Raw genomic sequence first — 22,261 nt, 5'->3', positions numbered from 1 at the left:
AGTAATAAGGGTGGAGAAAAGAGAGGAGAAAATATACGATATATATGTACGGGATTATTGGGAGTTGTTGATCCACACTCCCGCCTACTCAAGTTTTTTCTGATTACTCTTCTTTTTTACGTTCTCTATTCTGTACACTTTTATCAATAATATTATGAATGATATCCTTGAATACCATTTCAGCTCCAGTCACTAGTATCCCTTGAACAACCGATGTTACATCAAATCCGAAATATAAAAGACAGGCAGTAATCGAAAAAAGAAGTTTTATCCATGCATGGGTCCATTTGGCGATGACTGGTGTCTGGTCGAGAATCAATCCGAGAAAATAAAGAGCTGGGATTAAAATAAATGCTTCCGTACGAATATAAATAACAAAATCGCTCATGATCATCACTCATCTCATAGCTTATGTTGGGGGAAATGATGTAATATAATATGTTTTTTTTATCGAAGTGGTTAATAAGAAGTCAAGCAACTATGTTGAGATTAGGAAGGAAACCATGTTAGTATAATTGTACTTAATTGTTTGAAAAGTCACGCTAAAAAATGAGGGAAAAGGGGAAATGACAATGTCGAATCTTTACGCAAAAGAAAACATGAAACACTTAGGCCACTTGAAGGAACTCGCAGCAGAACAATTAAAAGCTTTCAATGAATTTAATGCAGCTGTTTTTAAAGAAGGGGCTTTGTCGAAGAAAGAAAAAGAAATCATTGCGGTGGCGGTTACTCAAGTGACGCAATGTCCGTATTGTATTGATGCTCATACGAAAGCTGCCAAAAAAGAAGGGGCAACATTGGAAGAATTGACGGAAGCTGCATTTGTAACAGCTGCAATTGAAGCAGGTGGTGTAGTTACTCATGGTACTCATGTACACCAAGCAAAAAATCAAGATGCTTCCGATGTGCTGTACTCCCGCTCGAATTTGAAAAGTCTAGGCCAACTAGCTAAATTTGCTCCAGAAGGCTTTAAAGGCTACCAAGCATTTAGTGCAGCATCTGTGAAGGCAGGTAAATTAAGCACGAAGTTTAAAGAAATTATTGCAGTAGCTGTTGCGAATGCTACTCAATGTCCGTATTGCATTGACGTACATACGAAAAATGCGGACAAGGAAGGCGCAACAAGTGAAGAGCTGGCAGAAGCGATTATGGTTTCTTCCGCAATTTGTGCAGGTGGCGCTTATGCTCACATGGCAAATATGATTCAAAGTTATCAAGATTAAGGACGAGGTATGTGATTTTGAAGATGTTAATAAGGAAAGAAGCAAGGACAAGATAAATGTCTTAATCTTGCTCAATTATGGTAATCATCATTTATAAGAGGATAAAGCTAAAGAGAATCATGGTTTTATTAATAAATGATGTAACGAGGAAATGACGAAGTGTTAAACTTTCTTAATATAATAGGTTTTCTGGTTGAAGAGGGGATGAAAAGATGATTAAGAAATTCATTTTCATAGCCTCTTCAATTTTTTATGTTGTATTATTTCAATAGTAATCTATTGAACAAACATTTCTAAAAAGATTATGTTTTCAGTATTGACAAATAATTATGTCGGCTATAAAATAAAATGTAATCGTTTACAAAGAAAAAATATGATTTTACAAATGAGATAAGGGTTATACTATTAAGCTTTTTTCTTACTGAATTCATGGTTCGTGTCATTAGGCTGAGCACAGTAAATTATCTCTGGATCAGCAAATAAATAGAGTAACATCAAGAAAGAGGAGGTTCTTCCATGGAATTTAATGTAGGCATCATTGGATGCGGATCGATTACAAAATACAGACATGCACCAGAGTATAAAGCCAATTCACATGTTGATGAAATCATCTTTTATGATAGAAATCCGGAAAGAGCACAAAGTCTAGCCAATGAATTTAATGGCCGTACCGCTAAATCTGTAGAAGAATTACTTCAAGATCCCTCCATTATCGCCATCAGTGATTGTTCATCCAACGAAGTCCATCATATTCATACGACAAAAGCATTATTAAATGGAAAGCATGTACTTGTTGAAAAACCGATAGCTGTAAGCAGTGAGTATGCAGAAGAAATTTTGGAGGCTGAGCGTAAATCGGGAAAAAAGCTGATGGTCGACCATAATCAACGATTTACGAAAGCGCATCAAAAAGCAAAAGAAATCATTGCAAAGAAAGAACTTGGAGAAGTTCTAACCTTCAAGACTTCATTCGGACATGAAGGACCAGAAAAATGGGGGATAACGAAGTCGAATGCAACTTGGTTTTTCAAGAAAAATCGTTCACGTTATGGTGTTGCAGGGGATTTAGGAATTCATAAAATTGATTTGATCCATTTTCTATTGGATGACGAAATTGAAGATGTTCAGGCGTTCCACGGAGCATTGGATAAAGTCGATGAACATGGCGATTCAATAGAAGTCTGTGACAATGTTGTAAGCATCCTGAAAACGAAAAAAGGCAGATTAGGTACAGCATCATTTTCCTGGACGTACTATGGAAAAGAAGATAATGCCACTACAATTTATTGTCAAAAAGGAGTCATTAAAATTTACCATGATGGACTCGATCCGCTTGTCGTTGAGATGAATGATGGAACAATTATCAAATACGATGTGGAACAAATACAAACGAATGATAATCAAACAAATTCTGGTGTAATCGATGCATTCATTGATTGTATTATAAATGACAAAACACCACCAGTGACAGGACAAGAGGCACTTGCTTCATTAAAAGTAATAGAGAGTATGCTTGGGGAAAATGTGATACGAAATTGACGTGAAAGTCTGATCATTATCCATTACATAATACGGAATAGGGGGATGACATGTTTAATCAGATTGCCATTAACTCGAATACGTATAGTGGATTTTCGTTGGAGGAAGCTGTCCAAGGTGCTAGTAAAGCAGGGTTTTCAAAGATTGAATTGGCAGCAGTGGAACATACGCCCCATGTGCTTAATGGAATGTCTGAGAAGGAACTGCGGGATATAAAAACATTATTGGAATCATATAGGATGACTTGTATCGGAATCGGAGCACATAGCAACCTGATGACAGATGAAGGTATCGATAATTTATTGAAAGCAGTCGATCTCGCTGTATATTTTGATTGCAGCTACATCATCACCTCAACAGGTGAAGCACATGGAGATGGGGACGTCATAGAGGATGAAACAATTCTAGTACGCAATTTAACACCAGTCTTGGACAAATGTGAATCGAAAAACATCACGCTGGCAGTTGAGACTCATGGCAATAATTACGCAACGGGCAGCGCTCTTGGAAAATTATCCGAAAAATTGAATCGTCGTATCAAGATCAATTACGATACAGCTAACGTCATTTTTTATGGAGATGTCATGCCTTATGACGATTTGGAAGTGAGCATGGAGCATGTAGGCTTCATCCATTTAAAAGATAAGCTAGGTCATAATCAGGAATGGAATTTTCCTGCAATCGGTGAAGGGCATCTAGACTTTAGAAGAATATTCCATATCCTTGAAGAAAATAATTTTATAGGGCCAATTAGTGTCGAAATTGAATTTACACCAGATGGCCCCAAAGATCTAGCCGAGGTGGACAAAGCGGTGAAAAGTTCATTTGATTACCTGAAGAAACTATTGGGGCAGGAGAGTTGACATGCAGAGAATTGGGCTTGCTGGTTTCGGCTTTATTGGGAAAACCCATCTGGAAGCATATCGGAAAATAAAGGATGCGGAAGTTACCGCTATATGCACGAGTGCAGCCGTGGGTTTGGAGGTGTTTGAGGGAACTGTTCTAGCAGACTATGATGCTTTATTGGAGCAGGAAGACATCGATGTTATCGATATATGTGTACCGACATTTTTGCATGAACAATATGTCATCAAAGCGGCGCGAGCGAAAAAGCATATTATCTGTGAAAAGCCACTAGCACTGACCACGGAAGCAGTAGAAAGAATAATGGAAGTTGTCCGGGAAGAAGGAGTCCAGCTTTTTGTTGGGCATGTACTTCGTTTTTGGCCGGAATACCGCTTGATCAAAGAATACGCAGAGTCTGACAAGTTAGCGGATGTAGAATTTATCCATGCTCAAAGACTCGGAACACTGCCGACTTGGAGCGACTGGTTCCAGTATCCTGAAAAAAGTGGCGGTGCCTTATTTGACCTCCATATTCATGATATTGATTTCGTCTATCATTTACTGGGAGAAGTGGAAAGCGTTTATGCCGCAGGAAAACAAAATAAATACGGTGCATGGAATCAAGTTATGACAACGCTTACTTTCAAAAGTGGAGCAAAAGCTTTTGTAGAGGCTTCTCATCGGATGCCAAGTTCCTTCCCGTTTACAGCTGCTATACGCGTACAATCTCAGCAGGAAGTAATGGATTATAAACTGATTGCGGGAGAGAACATGGAGCGAATCAGTAACCGTCAATTTGTTTACTATGCAGATAATGTATGCACCTCTCTTCAAGTAGAAGAGGAAGAGGCTTTTCAAACTGAACTCTCGTATTTCATAGATTGCTTGGAAAACAATAAGGAAAATCTAGTTATTCCACTTGATGATGTTTTGTATGTCATCGGGCTGATGCAGGAAATTGAGAAATCACTTATTACTGGAAGTGAGATTAAAGTCCTGTAGATGTAGAGTCCATAGTAAATAGGTAATGATGAGATTTAACAATCAATATATATAAATTAAGGGGGCAATGTCATGAAAAAGTTATTGGGATTAATTGCTGTGTTGATGCTAGCTCTTGTACTAGTTGCGTGTGGTTCTGATACATCCGAAACAGAGGCGGAAAGCGCAAATGGCGGTAGTGATGAGGGAACTAGTGGTGACAAATACAAAGTCGGTATCCTTGCGCCTGCTGTGACACATGGTTGGGTCGCCGCAGTTGCTTATCACGCGGAAGAACGTGCGAAAGAATTATCTGATGAAATTGAATATCAAATCCATACTAGCACAGATGCAAATGAGATGACTTCCCAGCTGGATGACTTAAAAACGTGGGGAGCAGAAGTAATTGTCGCGTTTCCGCAATGGGAAGGAATGGAAGTACCGATACAGCAAGCGTTGGATGAAGGAATTGAAGTCGTCAACTTCGATATCGTCATCGATGTAGACGGTGTGTATCGAGTTGCGGGTGACAACTACGATATGGGAGTTCAAGGAGCGAAGTATATCGTGGATAAGATTGGTACAGAAGGAGAAGTTGTAGTGCTTGAAGTGCCATCAGCCGGATCCGTTTCCGAGTTAAGGACTGCCGGATTCATGGATACGATTGCTGAGATTGCACCAGATTTAAATATCCATACGTATGCGACCCAATTTACGAGGGAAGATGGTTTATCTGATTTTGCCGATATTTTAACGAGTTTAGATCAAATTGATGCTGTATATTCTTTGGATGATGAGACGTCAATTGGGGTATTGCAGGCGATTAGTGAAGCGGGCAGAGATGATATCCAAGTAGTCACTGGCGGCGGTGGTATGCAGGAATACTTTGAAATGATGCCTGGAAATGAAGATATTTGGATTCAATCCGCATTATACAGCCCTGCAATGGTAAAAGATGCGGTGGATGTTGCTGTGGATCTATTGAAGGGCAACACGGTAGAAGATGATACGATTATTCCGACGACAGTGGTAGACAGGGATAATTATGAAGAATTCATAGACTCCGGATCACCATATTAATTACGAAGCAAAAGAAAGAGGGTTATGGCCGAGCTATAGCCCATTCTTTTCCATTTCTAGTCTTTTGGAGGTGATGGATGTGAAGATTGAGATGCAGCATATCGTGAAGTCCTTTGGGAGTAACCATGTGTTAAAGGATGTATCCCTATCCATTCAAGGTGGTGAGATATGCGCATTGCTTGGGGAAAATGGAGCGGGAAAATCAACGTTGATGAATATACTCGGAGGTGTCATCCAAAAGGATTCTGGTCAGATTTTGATGGATGGACAGGAAGTCATATTTGAAAGTCCAAGTGAGTCGCTGGACGCGGGCATTGCTTTTATACATCAAGAACTTAACTTAGTCAATGACTTGCCAATCTATGAAAATATGTTTCTTGGCCGCGAATTAAAAACAAAGCGTGGCAACTTGGATCTTAAGCGAATGTACCAAAAAACAGTGGAGATATTTGAAAAAATGAATGTCGATTTGGACCCAAGGAGGATGGTACGAGATTTAGATGCCTCTTATAAACAGATAGTTGAGATCTGCCGTGCCATGATGATGAATGCCTCGATGATTATAATGGATGAACCAACTACATCACTTACGGATACGGAGATTGAACGTGTCTTTCAAATGATGGAAACATTGAAAGAACATCATGTTGGCATCATTTTTATTTCCCATAAATTAAACGAAGTAATGAAAATTTGTGATAAATATTTTGTATTGAGGGATGGAATATTGGTGTCAGAAGGAAAAGTAAGCGAGGTCACGACAAAGGAATTAGCAAGTTACATGGTCGGTTTTGACGTGCGGACAGAATCATTAAGAAGAGAAAAAGAGCCTGATGATATGGGAGAAGAAGTATTGCGGGTGGAAAATCTAACTGATGCTGAACATTTCCGTGATATCCATTTCACACTCCATGCTGGAGAAATCCTCGGGGTAACGGGATTGCTTGGTGATGGCCGAAGTGAACTTTTTCAAGCGATATTTGGCGCAAGGCCAATACAATCGGGAAAGATTTATCTTCATGGAAAAGAAATGAATAGCAAAAGTACATACGAGGCAATCAAAGCAGGGATTGCCTATCTCCCACGTAACAGAAAAGAAAATGCCATCCTTAAAGACATGAGTATATTCGAAAATGCATCGATTACAACATGGCCGATGTTTGCTAAACGAGGAACCATTGATACAAGTAAGCATCAGCAAATTTTCAAAGAACAAAGAGATAAATTGCAAATAAAAATGAGGGAATGGACGGATAGTATTACGAGTCTTTCAGGAGGGAATCAACAGAAAGTCGTATTATCGAAATGGTTGGCAACAAATCCTCGAGTGTTGATTTTAGATAATCCGACGCAAGGTGTAGATGTCGGTGCAAAGGAAGACATTTACGATATCATCATTCAGTTGGCAGAGGAAGAAAATATTGCTGTCATTGTCCTTTCCAGCGAAGCACAGGAAGTGATCCGCGTGTGTGATCGAGCACTTGTCATGTATCACGGTGTGATTCAAGGGGAAGTCCGTGGCAATGACATGAACGAGAATATGATTATGCATCTGGCTACCGGCGGGGAGCTGAAGATAAAAAGGAGGGAATATCAATCATGATTCCAAGTCCATCTCCGACACCACCTGTCAAACAGAAGAGAACATTCATAGAAGGTTTGAAACACAGATGGTCGAATGATCCTTTATTTAGTGTTTTGATTGCCCTTATCATTATGGTTATTTTACAAACATTAACGTTAGGTTTCGATTATGGTTCATTTGGTGAATGGCTCCAGGCTTGGACAAACAACTGGATTAATATACTCAGAAACAATGCAGGTGTCGGTATTGTTGCTTTAGGAATGACCTTCGTTATCATGACCGGTGGAATTGATTTATCCGTAGGTTCCACCCTTGTCATTACCGGTGCATTCGCTATGTATCTATTGGATACAGGAGCATCTGGAATTCTCGGAGGGTTAGGAATTACTGGAGTTCCTGCGATTATGATAACGATTGTTCTAGTGATGGCATTCGGTATCCTGTTGGGAGGATTGATTGGGGTCACGATTACGAAAGGATTGGTCCCGCCATTTATTGCGACACTTGGGGCGATGATGATTTTCCGTAGTGTCACCCAACATTTCACCCAAGGATATAACACGACTGTTCCAACAGAATTTTTACAACTATCCAGCTTTAAAATAGGTAACCTCATGATCATGCCAATCATTTACTGGGCGATCATTGCTGCGATCCTCTATTATGTGTCCAAGCGCACGGTATTCGGTAGACAAATCATTGCTGTCGGTTCCAATGAACGTGCTGCCAAATTATCGGGAGTGAATGTCAATAAGGTCAAGCTTAGAGTGTATGCATTGATGGGGCTACTCGTATCAATTGCAGCAATTATTCAAGTATCCCGTATCGGTTCCATGGATTTTTCCAATGCAGGACGTGGTATGGAAATGGATGCCATTGCTGCCGCTGTAGTCGGTGGGACCCATATGCTTGGAGGGCGGGGATTTATTCTCGGTACGGTGTATGGCATGTTGATCATCGCGGTTATGAATAACTTATTGAACCTCTTTGGAGTTCCGCCGTTCCTAAGAGAAGCGTTTAAAGGATTAATCGTCATCGTGGCGGTGTTGTTGCAGAGGAAGAGTGAACAGGGATAGAGAATAACTAAAAAAATGCGAGTTCTAACTATATTAGACTCGCATTTTTTATGCATTTCTTAACTTAACGTGCTTTTACTCATGAACTTTAATTGCTGCTCATAAGTCTTGTCTTGCTTGAATTCCCTAATGAGTAATAAAATTCATCTTTTCTCCCGACTACCGTTCAGTTAAAGGTATTTCATCATAGTCTTCAACATCCAGTTCATGGACTTCACCTGTTGCAACACTGTTTAAAATACCTAGTACTCCGGTTTCAACAGCTTTTGTTAATTGTCCCATTTTCTTCTGTCCGAAGTTTTGCGTCTGACCAGTAATTTCAAATAATACCGTGCCACTTCCATTTAATGCAAAGGTTCCTAATGCTGTGCCGGGCAAGTCTAGACCTTGAGGATATAACGAGATATTGCCAAAAGGTGAATTACCCATTTCTTGCAATGCATTGTAAGCAGCCACGTTTAATTGTTTAGAAAATTCCTCGTTATACTGATCTGCATATTGACGATACTTTTCCCCCTCTGGTGTACTTGGATTCGGCACAAAAAGTCCGGATAATGATAAGGTAACCGGATCGTCCGTACCTTCAATCACATACTCACCTTGGTGATGTAGGTCGATAAAGACATCAACCGTTCCAAATTGTTCTTGTAAATTTTTATAAACATCGCGAACTGTTTGAGATTCTGGTGTAATAAACCATCCTGCCTGTGATGAGTTGCCAGGAAAGTCTTGCGGTTGAGGTACATAATCTAAGTTAGGATTAAAATCTCGGTTTACATCAAATCCTGGCTGTGATGCATAATCCCAATATTGATTTACGTATGTGTAATAATTCCATGTTGGTTGGGCGCCTTCCAGTTGCGGAAATTCCTCGATCACCTCTTCCCAAGTCATTTCATTACCACGGCGGTTTAATTCGGAACCATCGGGATTCATCATTGGAATCGCTACGATTGTCAGTTCTTCCCTGAGTTGTCTCATTTCTGGAGAATTGTTTTTACCAATCTTTTTGACCATATCCAACAAAGCTTTCGTTCCTACCTTTTCATTTCCGTGTATCTCACTTTGAATCAAAACCACTTTATCCCCTGTCCCAACGGTTGCGGTATAGATTTCTCTTCCTTGGTTGGAATATCCGGCGACTTCTACTTGGACGTTTCCATTGCTTGTCCTTTCAATTTGAGTTAATTCTCTTGTTAATTCATCATGACTAATAAATCCTGATACTGGTGGTTTTTTAATTTCTGCTGCCTCTGAAGTTAACGGGGGATTAACTGCTGGGGAAAGAGCTCCCGCACCAAGTAAAATAGCCCCGCTCAATAATGCAACTTTTCCAATCAGCTTCATTGCAGTGCCTCCTTGTTAGTATTAGTAATGAAATTATTCTCGTTATATGTACTAATCTCCTTCCGATATTTATAAAATGAATGCTATAGACTACGTGGTTTTTAGTGAACCACAACTTCTTTACTAAGAATATCTCGAACGTTGGGAGGAAGGTTTCTAGGGAAAAGGGCGGAAGGAAAGGGTTGCAGGCTCAAGGTACTTATCTGAACCTAAGAGGCTTTTATATTCACAAACGGTAAAGACCCTTGATAACTCCGTTCAGAGTCAGCAAGGGTCAAATCTTTTAAATACAATGATCGTTTATTTACTCAGACGCTACTAATCCTTCAAAATTAGGTTGTTCCTTTAGAAACTCCAATTCGAATGAGGACTGACCGAACTCGAGCAATACTTCTTCTTCGATTTCAGTAGTATACGTGATCCGATCCATCGCTTTCGCCACAATATCATTATCCATTTCTTGTTTAGTCAAGTCTTTGATTGCGTTGATCGCGATGTCTTGAGCTTCTTCACGATTCTCATTGATGAAATCCACTGCTTTTTGCTGTGCGTCCACTAATCCTTGAACGATTTCGGGGTTATTTTCAACTAGATCTCCTGTTGCTACTGAAACAACGTTTGGTAAGTTTTCTCCATAAGCGATTTCTTCTGTGCTTACAACGACTTTTGCTCCGTTATCAATCAGAATCGACGCCCATGGCTCTGGAACTGCAGCTAAATCTACTTGCCCTGTTTCAAACATACCTTGATAAGAAGCTGGGTTTCCAGTCACATGCTTCAAAGAACCACCGATACGCTCGGAAGATAATTCATCAACACCTTGCTCCATTAAATATGTTTCAAATTGTACGTTATGGGTACAGCCAATACCAGGTGTAATAAATGTTTTTCCTTCAATGTCTTCTAATGTTTCAATTCCACTTTGTTCACTTGCTACTACTACTGTACCTCCAGCCGAGGCACCGCTAATAATTTTAACATCTGCACCATTGGAATAGTTGTTTAACACTGGCCCTGGTCCAACTAATCCAGCATCAATTTCACCAGATTTTAAGGCGGTCATAAATGTACCCCCATCTGGGAATGTACGATATTCGATGTTCACGTTATCGCCAAGCGCCTCTTCGTAGTAACCTTTTTCACGGGCAACCATTGCTGGTGCATGGTCGATATTCGGGAAATATCCAATGATGACTTCTTCCTTCTCTGCATCCCCACTAGTACCAGAATCATCACCACAAGCTGCTAATGCTCCCAAGGAAAGAGATAAAACCAACAGTAAAATCCACTTTCTCATTTAACTTCCTCCTTAATAAATGTAATCTTAAAAGACATGACGTCTAAGCTGCTTCTTTTTGTTCTAATCCCCATTTAATCATGACTTTCTTTTCAATCCGTTGGAAAATAAGAATATCTACTGTAACTCCAATTACACCAATCACGACCATGATTGCCATGACCATATCCATCCGACCGAAATCAGATGCGTATTTCAACGTATAGCCGAGTCCTGGTCCGGAGCTTAATAATTCACCAGCCATTAATGCACGCCAGGCAAACGCCCATGCGAGTCTCGTACCTGTAACTGCATAAGGGACGGAAGCGGGCAGGATAACGCGGAAAAATAAATCGATCCCCGTTGACCCCATTGTTTGAGCTGCTTTAGTATAAAGCGGCTGCACATTTTTGATTCCTGTTCGCATGTTGATCGTCATTACGATGGTTCCACCGAGTACGACGATGAAGATAACTGCTTTCTCATTTAAGCCAAACCACATGATCGCCAGTGGAAGCCAGACGATACTAGGTATGCTTTGTAATGCCAGTATGAGAGAACCAAGTGTCTCATCTGCAGTTTTAAACTTTGCTAATAATATCCCTAAAAGTACTCCGATAATCAGTGCGATACTTAAACCTATTAATAATCGAGAAAAACTTGCTCTTAAGTCTTTCAACAGTGACCCATCCGCTAAGCTTTCAAATAAACTTGAAAAGACAGTAGTCGGGGATGGTAAGATGACGGGAGGAATGGAGAAAATCCAAATCGCCAATTCCCATAATGCAAATAACCCTATAAAAAATAGAATGCGTTTAATTGCTAACTGCATATTTCAATTCCTCTTCTGCTACTTTATCAATTTCATTTTTTAATAGTTTCATAATCTGTTCTTCATATTGTGCCATCTGTTGCAAATGTTTTTCACGAGGTCTTTCGATGTCGATAGGGATATCTTGTAAGATTCTGCCTGGTTGGGTACCCATGACAATGATGCGGTCAGATAACTTAATGGCCTCTTGGATACTATGGGTCACGAATATAATCGTCTTTTTTGTTTCGACCCAGATTCTCTCCAGTTCGTCATGAAGCCTGATTCTTGTTTGTTCATCTAGTGCACCGAATGGTTCGTCCATAAGCAGCACCCGGGGGCTCATCGCCAATGCTCTGGCGATGGCGACTCGCTGCTGCATACCTCCTGAAAGTTCATGAGGAGAATGATTGGCGTAAGCACTCAATTGTACGAGTTGTAAATATTTCTGTGCTGTTTCTCGGGCTTCCTGTTTCTTCATTATTTTTTTCAATGGAAACATCACATTCTCTTCCACGGATAACCAAGGGAAGAGGGCAGCCTGTTGAAATACCATGCCCCGGTCATTCCCGGGTTTAGTTATTTGTTGGTTGTCTAAGTAAAGTTCTCCTTCACTGGGTCTAAGAAGTCCTGCAATAATGTTCAGCACGGTAGATTTCCCACAACCAGATGGTCCTAAAAGAGAAACGAATTCTCCCTTTTCTATATTTAAGTTGATATCACGTAATACTTGTTCCGTTTTTCCTTGATTTGGAAAGCTTTTCTGTACGTTATTTATCGAAAGAAACATGTTCTCCCACCTATTCATAGATTAACCGAACTATTCCTAGTAAGTTAATCGGATTAACTATGTTTTATTATATACTTCCTCACTTAAAAGTCAATCTTCCAGTCTTTCTTTATTGTTATCTCCCTAGATATACGCTAAAATATAGTCAAAATAATACTAAGCTGACTGATTTAGTTGGAATTTAAATTGCAGCATTTCGTTTATTATGCAATAAGAGAGGAAGGAACTTCATGAAGATATATCGTTCAGTACTTGATCTTATCGGAAATACTCCTATTGTTCAGTTGAATAAATTACCAGATCCAAATGGTGCTGGTGTATATATGAAATTAGAGTCATATAATCCGGGTGGCAGTGTCAAAGACCGGGCAGCATTCAATATGATTGAACAAGCAGAAAGAGATGGCAAACTGATTCCGGGAAAAAGCACGATTATTGAGCCGACTTCTGGAAATACAGGGATTGGAATTTGTATGGTCAGCGCAGTTAAGGGATATCGCTGCATCATCACGATGCCGGATAATGCTACGAAAGAACGGATAAAAATTATGAAAGCCTACGGGGCAGAAGTCATTCTGACACCTGCAAGTCAAAGGATGCAAGGAGCTATCGACGAAGCAAACAAGATAGCGAGCAACATCCCAAACAGCTTTATTCCGATGCAATTTGAAAATGAAGCAAACTCTGATGCTCATCGTGAAACAACTGCAGTGGAAATTCTAGAATCCTTTGATGGTAAGTTGGATGCTCTAGTCCTCACTGCGGGGACAGGAGGGACCGTGACAGGTGCAGGTGAAGAATTGAAAAAACAAATCCCCGATCTAAAAATATATGTGGTCGAGCCTAAAGGTTCTCCAGTTCTCTCCGGTGGGCAACCAGGTCCACATAAAATTCCGGGCACAGGCCCTGGGTTCATCCCGAAAATATTAAACCAGGAAATCTTTGATGAGATTCTTCATATAGAAGATGAAGACGCCCAACAAATGGCCCGCTATCTTGCTGCAAAGGAAGGGATATTTGTCGGCGCATCTGGTGCAGCTTCTGCATATTTCGCCATCCAGATAGCAAAAGAACTTCCGGAATCTGCGAGAGTTCTCAGCATTGCTCCTGACACAGGGGAACGATATTTATCATCGGATTTATTTCCAGAGTGATAGAGTGGGGAGCTAGCTGACCATCCCTATACTTTTTATAAATAGCCGTGCGGACTTTTACCACACGGCTATTTTTGTTTACTTTGTTTGCTAGCTATTTTAACGAGTTGCTGATACAGAAGGTTCTTTGACTCCAGTGTGGTTTGCCTCTGCATGACTTAAAGCTACTTCCCGTGCTTTTAATTCTCTTCGTAAAATCTTCCCACTGATTGTTGTTTTTGGTAATTCATCCATAACCTCAATTTCTCGAGGTGCTGCGTGTGCCGCTAGTTGATTTCGGACAAATAGACGGATGTCTTCTAACAGTTCTTCCGATTCCACATATCCTGGACGGAGGGTGATGAATGCTTTTACAATTTCACCTCGGGTTGGATCTGGTTTACCGATTACACCGGCTTCACTGACTGCCGGATGCTCAATCAGTTTACTTTCCACTTCAAACGGGCCGATCCGTTCACCGGAAGAGTTAATCATATCGTCGTCTCGGCTTTGGAAAAACACATAATCATCCTCATCTTGAATAGCTAAATCACCTGAAAGATACCAGCCTTCATATTTAAAGTAATCATTGAATTTCTTTTTATTTCCCCAGATTTCCTTCATCAGTCCCGGCCAAGGAGTACGGACAGCGAGTTGCCCAACAGAGCAACGAGGCAATTCATTTCCATCTTCATCAAGGATACCGACTTGTATCCCCGGGAATGGTCTGCCCATCGAGCCCGGCCTTATTTCTTCAGATGGTAAATTGACGACTAAATGTCCTCCAGTCTCGGTCATCCACCATGTATCGTGAATGCGGACGCCCAGTTTTTCCCAAGCCCAGTAAATAACTTCAGGGTTTAGTGGCTCACCGACACTCAGTACATGTCGGATAGATGATAGGTCGTATTTTTCAAGCAACTCATCCTGAGCAAGGAGCATGCGAAAAGCAGTAGGGGCGCTGTACCAAATCGTTACTTTGAATTCCTCGATGAGTTGATACCACTCCTCAGCCTGAAAGCGTCCGTTTTGGATGATGATCGTTGCCCGGTTCAGCCATGGTGCAAACAAACCGTATACACTCCCTGTCACCCAGCCTGGGTGGGAGGTGCACCAATATACGTCGTCATCTTTAATATCCAGTACCCATTTACCAGAAATGTAATGATGACCGACCGCCCGATGAGCGTGGAGCACACCTTTAGGTTTTCCTGTAGAACCGCTTGTATAATGAATAATTAATCCATCTTCCGGGTCGAGCCACTCTACAACATCTTCTTCTACACCTTCAATAGTAAGTACTTCGATATCCTCCACAAATAATATGGTTTTTAACGAAGGGATTTCGTCTTGCGGCACTCTATTTACCATATCCTTATCTGTAATTAGCAGTGTACCTTCACAGTCATTGATACGTTCTTTTATCGCATCCTGCATGAAGGCTTCAAAAAGTGGACCAGCAATGGCACCAATCTTAATGATTGCCAGGATGGAAATATAGCATTCTGGCGTTTTCGGAAGGAAAACAAATACGCGATCTCCTTTTTTAACACCAGAATTCTTTAAAACTGTTGCATAGTGATCCGTTTTTTCCTTCACTTCTTTGAAGGTATAACTTTGTCTCTCCTCACCATTGACATAGTGGAGGGCAATTTTATCACCATAGCCATCTTCTACATGACGGTCAATCGTCTCATGTGCTGCATTGACCTTACCGTCTTCCCGGATAAAATCTCTCCCTAATTGGTTCCAGTCAAAGTTTTTCCTTACTTCGTTATAGTCTGATAGATTGTAAGCATGATTAGCTAAAGATGGAATACTTCTATTTTTTAATGTCATGTTCTTTTCCTCCCTTTAGATGCGCGAACTCTGTTTATTCAAATCAAGGCTGTCTAAAATCTCTTTCTTGTAGAATGCGGCTTTCTCGCTGCCACGCTCGAGATTACGTGCTTCACTAATTTCAATTTCTTTATCGATTTCTCCAGGCTGCCCTCTTAAAATAATGATGCGATCACATAAATATGTTGCTTCATCAATATCGTGGGTGACTAAAACGATGGTGGACTGATGAGTCTTCCAAACATCCAACAACAAATCCTGCAGCTGCATTTTTGTAAATGCATCGAGGGCGCTGAATGGTTCATCTAATAAAAGGATTTCCGGTGATGTGACCAATGCTCTAGCAATTGCTACACGCTGAGCCATCCCGCCGGACAATTGTTTTGGATAAAGTTTCTCACTACCCTTTAAACCGACACTTTCCAAATATTTGGTGGCCCGTTCCGTCATGTCTTGTTTATCTCCCTTTAAGCCGAAAGTTACATTTTCCAATACCGTTAACCATGGAAATAATCTTGGCTCTTGGAAAATGAATCCTACTTTGTCATGCACTGCTTTGGTGGTCGTTCCGTTTATTGCAATTTCTCCATCATACCCACGATCTAGTCCGGAAATTGCACGTAATAATGTACTTTTCCCACAGCCACTCGTGCCGAGGAGTCCGATAATCTCACCAGGCTTGGCGGAGAAGTTGATATTATTCACAGCTGTTTTCCCGTCAAATGTTCGGCTGACATCCCTTAATTCAAGGCTCATTTGATTACCCCCTTTGTTTACGATCGCTCCAGACCATCCTGCCAATGAAGTGACCTGTCTTGAATCAGTTTTAAAATCCAATCCGATAACTTACCAATTACTGCAAATAAAATAATGCTTGCGATAATTGTCTCGGGTGAGAGTGTATTTTGCCCAAGGACGAGTAAATACCCTAACCCTTGACTTGCACCCATTAGTTCCGCTGCGACAACAAACATCCACCCTAAGCCAAGACCGCTGCGAAGACCGACAATAAAGGAAGGTAATGCAGCTGGCAAGATGATTCTTTTGATGAGTTGGAAGTTGTTTAAACTATACATCTTTCCAACTTCAATCAGTTTTCGGTCCACGCCGCTTATCCCGCTCACGATATTTAAATAAACCGGGAAAAACACCCCGACTGCAATCATCGTCACCTTCGAAGGTTCCCCAATTCCCATCCATAGAATGAATAAAGGTACCCAAGCGAGGGAAGGGATGGAGCGGAAGGCTTGCAGCATCGGATCCAACAACTGCTCCGCTTTTTTATAAAATCCGACTAACGATCCTAGGATGATTGCAACGATGGTACCTAATATAAATCCTTGAAATACACGGATAGTCGTTATCCCGATATGCGACCATAATGTGCCATCCTGCGCCATCGTCAGGATGGTGTTGAAAATAACGGTCGGTGCGGGAAGCTGGTAGGCAGGTAATACTTCTAATCTACTTAAACCCTCCCATATTATTAAGAGGGTTACCGGAATAATACTGCCTAAAATTACTGTTCTTCCAGACCCTGAAAATCCATTAAGTTTTCCAGTAGCTTTATTCTTTTCGATTTGTTTCTTTAAAGGTACGGATGTTGTTAATTCCCCTTTGTATTTCATCTTGTTCCCTCCACCTTATTCAGACTTGATTGTTTCTTCCGCAAACGACGAATCAATGAGTTCCGAAGTGACTTCTTTAATATCTGTTGTTTCATCGATTACTTCTCCAAGTAAGACATTGCCTGCTTCAATCAGCGCCTCATGATGCAGCTCACTCGGTATAGCATTGGAGAAATCATTCCGTTCAATCTGTGTTTTGGCCACTTCTAGTTCGATGCTCGCTTCTTCAGCCAGGATTTCGGCAGCCTTTTCTGGATTGTCAATGGTCCATTCTCTAGCTTTCTCATAAACCTCAATAACTCTATCCACATAGTCGGGATATTGCTCAGCAAATTCCTCTCTGACACTTAAAAAGCCATACGTATTGAAGTCAGGATTGCGATAAAACAGTTCGGCATCGGATTCTAATTCCAGTCTTGCCATATGTGGGTCAAGCCCCGCCCAGGCATCAACAGAACCGGAAGATAAGGCAGAAGCACCATCTCCATGTTGCAGGTTTACAATTTCAACATCATCTGCTGAGATACCGGATTCATCTAAAGCACGAAGCAAGAAAATGTATGGATCCGTACCCAGTGTAGCGGCAACTCGTTTTCCTTCTAAGTCTTGAATCGATTCAATTCCTGAATTCTGATTTGTGACGAGTGCAGTCCATTCTGGTTTGGAGAAGATATAGACGGTCTTGATTGGAGCGCCATTAGCTTTTGACATTAAGGTAGCCGCACCTGCCGCAGAACCGAAATCTACACTATTACTGTTCAGGAATTCCAAGGATTTATTACTGCCTTGGCTTAACACCCATTCAACTTCTATGCCATCTTCCTTCAATTCTTCTTCCAGCCATCCAAATTCTTTCAATACTAGACTAGTAGGGGAGTAGTACGCATAATCCAATTTGATTTTTTTTGGCTTACCATCCGTACTGGCTGAAGTGGAACATCCAGAAATGAGTAATACTAATCCAACCATACTGATGATCAAATATTTTAGTTTTTTCATAGTTTTTTTCCTCCTGATTAACATTCATTTTTCCCTTATCTTGAAAAAGGGTATATATCCTGTTTCCTAACCTCCTACTTATGAAAATATAAAAACCCTCTTCCGTTAAGAAGAGGGTTGATTTATCATTACGCTCTTCTTATCTTCCAGGATATAATCCTGCTGGAATTAGCACCTTACTATTTTTAAGTAGGTTGCCGGGCATCATCGGGCCAGTCCCTCCGCCGCTCTGGATAAGAAATAATTATTCAATTGTTCTAAAAATTTTTGTGTTAGATGCATAATAACATCATAATTTTTTCAAGTCAATCTTTTCAGGGAAGATGAGACGAAAATACTAATTCGAGGAAATTTCTGGATAAAAAAAGATAACCCACAGAGGGTTATCTTTAACATGTGTTAACGTACTGTTTTTTTCCACAATCCAAGTACAACTGCTGCAACCATTGTTCCAATAGCTAAAGCTAATAGGAAAAGCAAGGCATTTTCAGCAAGTGGAATAACGAAAAGTCCACCATGTGGTGCAGGGATGGCTGTATTCCATAGCTGGGTTAATCCTCCTGCAGTTGCTGCTCCAATAATGGACGAAGCAATGACTCGTATAGGATCAGCTGCTGCAAATGGGATGGCTCCTTCTGTAATGAATGATATTCCCATAACATAGTTTGTTAATCCGGATTTACGTTCGCCTTCTGTAAATTTATGTTTGAACATGGTAGTGGCTACCGCGATTGCAAGTGGAGGCACCATTCCGCCCGCCATTACTGCCGCCATTAAACTACCATCACCTGTATCAGTGAAAATTCCTATCGAGAAAGCGTAAGCGGCTTTATTAAATGGTCCACCCATATCAATCGCCATCATTCCTCCAAGTATCACTCCAAGAATGACCGCATTCCCTGTTCCTAGATTTTGCAAGAAATTAATCATCGCTGAATTAATCCCTGAGAAAATTGGGCCAAAAATATAATACATTAATATTCCAGTAAAGAATAAGCCGATCACAGGATAAATTAAAATCGGTTTTAAACCTTCCAATGATTTCGGTAAATTGCGGAAAAGCTGCTTGAGTAGAACGACAATATAACCAGCAAGGAAGCCTCCAACCAAACCACCGAGGAAACCTGCATCACTATTCACGGCAATTAAACCAGCTACCATTCCAGGCATGAGACCAGGTCGGTCGGCAATACTCATTGCAATAAATCCAGCAAAAATCGGGATAAGGAAGCTAAATGCATTCCCACCAATTGAATTTAAGAAGGTGAAAATCTCATTTTCGCTGCCTAGCATACTTTCAAATAAGAATGATATGGCGAGTAAAATCCCACCCCCAACTACAAATGGCAGCATATGGGAGATACCATTCATCAGATCCTTGTAGATTCTACCCCAAATTGAAGAGGATTTTTCTTCTTCAGTTTCAGAAGTTTTCACCTGATCAGCATGATAAACCGGAGCTTCTTGGTTCATTGCTTTTGTAATGAGTTCTTCGGCTTTATGAATTCCGTCCGTTACCGGTCGTTGCAACACATGTTTACCAGTAAATCTGCTTAAATCAACTTGTTTACTGGCAGCGATGATAATAGATTCTGCACGTTCAATTTCATCAGCCGTCAGTGCGTTTTTTGCTCCTTCAGAACCTTGAGTTTCTACGCGGATATCCACATTCAGTTCAGCTGCTTTTTTCTTTAAGGCATCCTCAGCCATGTAGGTATGCGCAATCCCCGTTGGACAAGCGGTAATGGCGACGATGAACGGTGTTTTCTGGCTGTTTTCCGCATTAGCAGTTGTTTCTTCAGCCTTTTCCTGCACGTCTTCTTCTGATACTGCGTCTTCGAATAGCGCATGTACTTCATCGGGTGTTATTGCTTTTTTCAATTGATCGATGAATGCTTCGTCAATTAATAACTTCGAGAGGGAAGCCAACGTTTCTAGATGGGTATTGTCGGCGCCTTCTGGAACAGCAATCATGAAAAACAAGTACGAAGGCTCTCCATCCAGAGATTCATAATCCACACCCTTATTGCTTTTAGCAAATAGAACGGTAGGCTCTTTAACTGCAGCACTCTTCGCATGCGGCATCGCGATTCCATCACCGAGACCTGTCGTAACTTGAGCTTCACGTTCTAATATTGCTTCTTTAAATTTTCTGCGGTCTGTAATCACTCCAGTATTTACGAGACTTTGTATCATCTCATCAATTACGGGTTCTTTTGTTGTTGCCTGCAAGTCCATAATCATAATATCTTTTCTTAAGACATCGGTTATTTTCATGATAATCACCTTTCTTTATCAAATTTTAAAGGCGTGAAACTTCGACATGTTCTAGTAGTTGTAAAATATCGTTTTTCTTCGCTAAGTCATCCGAAAAGGCTGTCGCACTTCCAGATGCGAGTCCCATTTTGAATGCGGACTCTATATTACCGGATGAATGGTATTCAGCAATAAATCCAGCTACCATTGAGTCTCCGGCACCAACAGAATTTTTAACAGTACCTTTCGGGCTGATTCCTTGATAAATCGCATCTTTTGTAAAGAGCAATGCACCATCGCCAGCCATAGATACAATGACATGCTGTGCTCCGAGATTTATCATTTGTTTACCGTAATGAAGAATTGCTTCATTGCTTTCTAATGTTACATTAAAGAATTGCGCCAACTCCTTTACGTTCGGTTTAATGAGGAATGGCTGATACGGCAATGATGATTTTAATCCTTCTCCAGTCGTGTCAATGACAAATTGAACATTTGCAGCTGAAAAACGCTCAATCAGCTGTTTGTAAAAATCAGAAGGCAAGGAAGGAGGCATACTGCCTGACAAAATAACTATGTCATTTGCCGTGAAGTTTTCCGCTTTTTTTAACAATGCCTGTGCTTCTTCTTCACGTATAGTAGGACCTCTATCATTAATTTCGGTCTCAGAATCGGATTTCAATTTGATGTTGATTCTGGTATCATCAGCGATTGTTATAAAATCTGTACGAATCCCGTCTTGTTGTAACCAGTTGGTGATAAATTCGCCGGTAAAACCGCCAATAAAGCCGAGTGCAGTCGTATCTGTATTCAATTGATGAAGGATACGGGAAACGTTGATTCCTTTACCGCCGGGAAGCTTAAAGTTACTTGAACTATGGTTCAGTTCACCTAACTGAAGATTTTCAACTTGAACCACATAATCAATCGACGGATTGAGAGTAACCGTATAAATCATCGCTCCACCTCCAAAACATTCGTTTTCTGTTTATATTCCTGAAGATTTATTTTCGATTGTGATGTTATGATTGTCACTTCCTCCAAGTCGCATACTTTAACAAAGTTGATTTTCCCCCATTTGCTGTGGTCGGCTAACATATAAGCCTTGGAGGAATTTTTGATTACTAATTTTTTTAAAGCTGCTTCATCCGGATCAGGTGTCGTACAGCCATATTCCATGTCAATTCCATTTATTCCTAAGAAAGCTTTGTTAAAGCGGTAATCACTGATTTCTTTTTGACTCGTTGGTCCAATAATTGCTTTTGTGGAAGGTTTTATCCTTCCACCAACGAGAATCGTGTGTATGTTTTTATCTGCAAGGAGGGATGCATGCTGTATCCCATTTGTAACAACGGTAATGTCATCGCTTTCAATAAAATCAATCATAGAAAGTGTTGATGTACCAGCATCCACGTAAATCACATCGTTATTTTCTATAAAAGAAGCAGCAGTTTGACCAATCGCGTCCTTTTCATGAACGTTTTTGAGTGATTTTTCCTGAATTGATAATTCATCATCCAATCGATAGATACGTTTAGCGCCACCATGGACCCGCCGTAACAATCCATTTTTCTCTAATTCATCGAGGTCCCGTCTAATTGTAGATTCAGAGCATTGAAGCGTTTCCATTAATTCTTTTGTTTTAACGATTCCTTTCTGTTTCAGCAGGTCTAATATGGAAGCATGTCTCTCTTCTGTTAACATAATAACCTCCTTTATCTGTATAATACCATCAAAACCGTTCAAAAACAACCAAAATTATTCAATTGTCGTGTGATGTTGTTAGATAGAAGAAGGGAGGGGGGCGTGAAACTGGAGACAATAGAGGGGATAGAAAATAATAGGGTATTAG

General features: G+C 40.6%; 20 protein-coding genes and 1 riboswitch. Of the genes, 8 read left to right on the top strand and 12 right to left on the bottom strand.

Annotated elements, in window-relative coordinates:
* Window positions 1-103: 103 nt before the first annotated feature.
* The gene (locus M3210_RS05965; RefSeq protein ID WP_251512416.1) at window positions 104-388 is read right to left on the bottom strand and encodes a phage holin family protein; all 285 of its coding nucleotides are present in this window, start codon (window positions 386-388) and stop codon (window positions 104-106) included.
* Between the two features lie 184 nt (window positions 389-572).
* Between M3210_RS05965 and M3210_RS05960 the strand changes: the two genes are divergently transcribed.
* From M3210_RS05960 to M3210_RS05930, 7 genes are all read left to right on the top strand, one after another.
* Window positions 573-1,223 (top strand): carboxymuconolactone decarboxylase family protein, encoded by a 651-nt coding sequence (locus M3210_RS05960; RefSeq protein WP_251512413.1) that lies wholly within the window; start codon window positions 573-575, stop codon window positions 1,221-1,223.
* Window positions 1,224-1,739: 516 nt separating this feature from the next.
* The gene (locus M3210_RS05955; protein WP_251512411.1) at window positions 1,740-2,762 is read left to right on the top strand and encodes a Gfo/Idh/MocA family protein; all 1,023 of its coding nucleotides are present in this window, start codon (window positions 1,740-1,742) and stop codon (window positions 2,760-2,762) included.
* A gap of 50 nt (window positions 2,763-2,812) precedes the next feature.
* Window positions 2,813-3,625, top strand: a complete 813-nt coding sequence (locus M3210_RS05950) for a sugar phosphate isomerase/epimerase family protein (protein WP_251512409.1) — start codon at window positions 2,813-2,815, stop codon at window positions 3,623-3,625.
* A gap of 1 nt (window position 3,626) precedes the next feature.
* Window positions 3,627-4,610 (top strand): Gfo/Idh/MocA family protein, encoded by a 984-nt coding sequence (locus tag M3210_RS05945; protein ID WP_251512406.1) that lies wholly within the window; start codon window positions 3,627-3,629, stop codon window positions 4,608-4,610.
* Between the two features lie 72 nt (window positions 4,611-4,682).
* Window positions 4,683-5,669 carry an ABC transporter substrate-binding protein gene (locus tag M3210_RS05940; protein WP_251512403.1) on the top strand — a complete coding sequence of 329 codons (987 nt, stop codon included), beginning with the start codon at window positions 4,683-4,685 and terminating at the stop codon, window positions 5,667-5,669.
* Window positions 5,670-5,742: 73 nt separating this feature from the next.
* Window positions 5,743-7,272 (top strand): sugar ABC transporter ATP-binding protein, encoded by a 1,530-nt coding sequence (locus M3210_RS05935; RefSeq protein ID WP_285853595.1) that lies wholly within the window; start codon window positions 5,743-5,745, stop codon window positions 7,270-7,272.
* Window positions 7,269-8,330 carry an ABC transporter permease gene (locus M3210_RS05930; RefSeq protein WP_251512399.1) on the top strand — a complete coding sequence of 354 codons (1,062 nt, stop codon included), beginning with the start codon at window positions 7,269-7,271 and terminating at the stop codon, window positions 8,328-8,330. The genes M3210_RS05935 and M3210_RS05930 overlap by 4 nt, the downstream gene beginning before the upstream one ends.
* 159 nt (window positions 8,331-8,489) lie before the next feature.
* Here the strand turns inward: M3210_RS05930 and M3210_RS05925 are convergent, their stop codons facing one another.
* From M3210_RS05925 to M3210_RS05910, 4 genes are all read right to left on the bottom strand, one after another.
* Entirely contained in the window at window positions 8,490-9,677 is a 1,188-nt protein-coding gene (locus tag M3210_RS05925; protein WP_251512397.1) for a M14 family zinc carboxypeptidase, read from the bottom strand.
* A 304-nt stretch (window positions 9,678-9,981) separates the two neighbouring features.
* The gene (locus tag M3210_RS05920; RefSeq protein WP_251512396.1) at window positions 9,982-10,974 is read right to left on the bottom strand and encodes an ABC transporter substrate-binding protein; all 993 of its coding nucleotides are present in this window, start codon (window positions 10,972-10,974) and stop codon (window positions 9,982-9,984) included.
* 43 nt (window positions 10,975-11,017) lie between these two features.
* A complete protein-coding gene (locus tag M3210_RS05915; protein WP_251512394.1) occupies window positions 11,018-11,785 on the bottom strand; it encodes an ABC transporter permease in 768 nt (255 codons plus the stop codon).
* Window positions 11,769-12,554, bottom strand: coding sequence for an ABC transporter ATP-binding protein (locus M3210_RS05910; RefSeq protein WP_251512392.1), 786 nt, complete (start codon window positions 12,552-12,554; stop codon window positions 11,769-11,771). Before M3210_RS05910 ends, M3210_RS05915 begins: the two co-directional genes overlap by 17 nt.
* Before the next feature lie 230 nt (window positions 12,555-12,784).
* Here M3210_RS05910 and cysK point away from each other — a divergent pair, with 230 nt between their 5' ends.
* Window positions 12,785-13,708, top strand: a complete 924-nt coding sequence (gene cysK, locus M3210_RS05905; RefSeq protein WP_251512390.1) for a cysteine synthase A — start codon at window positions 12,785-12,787, stop codon at window positions 13,706-13,708.
* 99 nt (window positions 13,709-13,807) lie between these two features.
* On the opposite strand, the gene acsA is transcribed toward cysK, so the two are convergent.
* The 7 genes from acsA to M3210_RS05870 form a co-directional block, all read right to left on the bottom strand.
* Complete coding sequence (gene acsA / locus M3210_RS05900) at window positions 13,808-15,526, bottom strand: acetate--CoA ligase (RefSeq protein WP_251512388.1); 1,719 nt, start codon at window positions 15,524-15,526, stop codon at window positions 13,808-13,810.
* 15 nt (window positions 15,527-15,541) lie between these two features.
* Window positions 15,542-16,282 carry an ABC transporter ATP-binding protein gene (locus tag M3210_RS05895; protein WP_251512386.1) on the bottom strand — a complete coding sequence of 247 codons (741 nt, stop codon included), beginning with the start codon at window positions 16,280-16,282 and terminating at the stop codon, window positions 15,542-15,544.
* Window positions 16,283-16,299: 17 nt separating this feature from the next.
* Window positions 16,300-17,154, bottom strand: coding sequence for an ABC transporter permease (locus tag M3210_RS05890; protein ID WP_251512384.1), 855 nt, complete (start codon window positions 17,152-17,154; stop codon window positions 16,300-16,302).
* Between the two features lie 15 nt (window positions 17,155-17,169).
* Window positions 17,170-18,153, bottom strand: coding sequence for an aliphatic sulfonate ABC transporter substrate-binding protein (locus M3210_RS05885; protein WP_251512382.1), 984 nt, complete (start codon window positions 18,151-18,153; stop codon window positions 17,170-17,172).
* A 136-nt stretch (window positions 18,154-18,289) separates the two neighbouring features.
* A riboswitch (SAM riboswitch) is annotated at window positions 18,290-18,393 on the bottom strand.
* 159 nt (window positions 18,394-18,552) lie between these two features.
* Window positions 18,553-20,430, bottom strand: a complete 1,878-nt coding sequence (locus M3210_RS05880; RefSeq protein WP_251512379.1) for a PTS fructose transporter subunit IIABC — start codon at window positions 20,428-20,430, stop codon at window positions 18,553-18,555.
* Between the two features lie 25 nt (window positions 20,431-20,455).
* Entirely contained in the window at window positions 20,456-21,367 is a 912-nt protein-coding gene (gene pfkB / locus M3210_RS05875; RefSeq protein WP_251512377.1) for a 1-phosphofructokinase, read from the bottom strand.
* Window positions 21,364-22,113 (bottom strand): DeoR/GlpR family DNA-binding transcription regulator, encoded by a 750-nt coding sequence (locus tag M3210_RS05870; RefSeq protein WP_251512375.1) that lies wholly within the window; start codon window positions 22,111-22,113, stop codon window positions 21,364-21,366. Before M3210_RS05870 ends, pfkB begins: the two co-directional genes overlap by 4 nt.
* Window positions 22,114-22,261: the final 148 nt, after the last annotated feature.

This window comes from Oceanobacillus luteolus, assembly GCF_023715655.1.
GTDB classification, from domain to species: Bacteria; Bacillota; Bacilli; order Bacillales; family Amphibacillaceae; genus Oceanobacillus; species Oceanobacillus luteolus.
Note: the sequence above shows the minus strand (reverse complement) of the source record. Positions and strands in the feature narration are given on the sequence as shown.

Excerpts from the sequence above, each read along its gene's own strand:
- M3210_RS05965 (WP_251512416.1), bottom strand. The coding sequence starts at position 388 with ATGAGCGATTTTGTTATTTATATTCGTACGGAAGCATTTATTTTAATC.
- M3210_RS05960 (WP_251512413.1), top strand. The coding sequence starts at position 573 with ATGTCGAATCTTTACGCAAAAGAAAACATGAAACACTTAGGCCACTTG.
- M3210_RS05955 (WP_251512411.1), top strand. The coding sequence starts at position 1,740 with ATGGAATTTAATGTAGGCATCATTGGATGCGGATCGATTACAAAATAC.
- M3210_RS05950 (WP_251512409.1), top strand. The coding sequence starts at position 2,813 with ATGTTTAATCAGATTGCCATTAACTCGAATACGTATAGTGGATTTTCG.
- M3210_RS05945 (WP_251512406.1), top strand. The coding sequence starts at position 3,627 with ATGCAGAGAATTGGGCTTGCTGGTTTCGGCTTTATTGGGAAAACCCAT.
- M3210_RS05940 (WP_251512403.1), top strand. The coding sequence starts at position 4,683 with ATGAAAAAGTTATTGGGATTAATTGCTGTGTTGATGCTAGCTCTTGTA.
- M3210_RS05935 (WP_285853595.1), top strand. The coding sequence starts at position 5,743 with ATGGATGTGAAGATTGAGATGCAGCATATCGTGAAGTCCTTTGGGAGT.
- M3210_RS05930 (WP_251512399.1), top strand. The coding sequence starts at position 7,269 with ATGATTCCAAGTCCATCTCCGACACCACCTGTCAAACAGAAGAGAACA.
- M3210_RS05925 (WP_251512397.1), bottom strand. The coding sequence starts at position 9,677 with ATGAAGCTGATTGGAAAAGTTGCATTATTGAGCGGGGCTATTTTACTT.
- M3210_RS05920 (WP_251512396.1), bottom strand. The coding sequence starts at position 10,974 with ATGAGAAAGTGGATTTTACTGTTGGTTTTATCTCTTTCCTTGGGAGCA.
- M3210_RS05915 (WP_251512394.1), bottom strand. The coding sequence starts at position 11,785 with ATGCAGTTAGCAATTAAACGCATTCTATTTTTTATAGGGTTATTTGCA.
- M3210_RS05910 (WP_251512392.1), bottom strand. The coding sequence starts at position 12,554 with ATGTTTCTTTCGATAAATAACGTACAGAAAAGCTTTCCAAATCAAGGA.
- cysK (WP_251512390.1), top strand. The coding sequence starts at position 12,785 with ATGAAGATATATCGTTCAGTACTTGATCTTATCGGAAATACTCCTATT.
- acsA (WP_251512388.1), bottom strand. The coding sequence starts at position 15,526 with ATGACATTAAAAAATAGAAGTATTCCATCTTTAGCTAATCATGCTTAC.
- M3210_RS05895 (WP_251512386.1), bottom strand. The coding sequence starts at position 16,282 with ATGAGCCTTGAATTAAGGGATGTCAGCCGAACATTTGACGGGAAAACA.
- M3210_RS05890 (WP_251512384.1), bottom strand. The coding sequence starts at position 17,154 with ATGAAATACAAAGGGGAATTAACAACATCCGTACCTTTAAAGAAACAA.
- M3210_RS05885 (WP_251512382.1), bottom strand. The coding sequence starts at position 18,153 with ATGAAAAAACTAAAATATTTGATCATCAGTATGGTTGGATTAGTATTA.
- M3210_RS05880 (WP_251512379.1), bottom strand. The coding sequence starts at position 20,430 with ATGAAAATAACCGATGTCTTAAGAAAAGATATTATGATTATGGACTTG.
- pfkB (WP_251512377.1), bottom strand. The coding sequence starts at position 21,367 with ATGATTTATACGGTTACTCTCAATCCGTCGATTGATTATGTGGTTCAA.
- M3210_RS05870 (WP_251512375.1), bottom strand. The coding sequence starts at position 22,113 with ATGTTAACAGAAGAGAGACATGCTTCCATATTAGACCTGCTGAAACAG.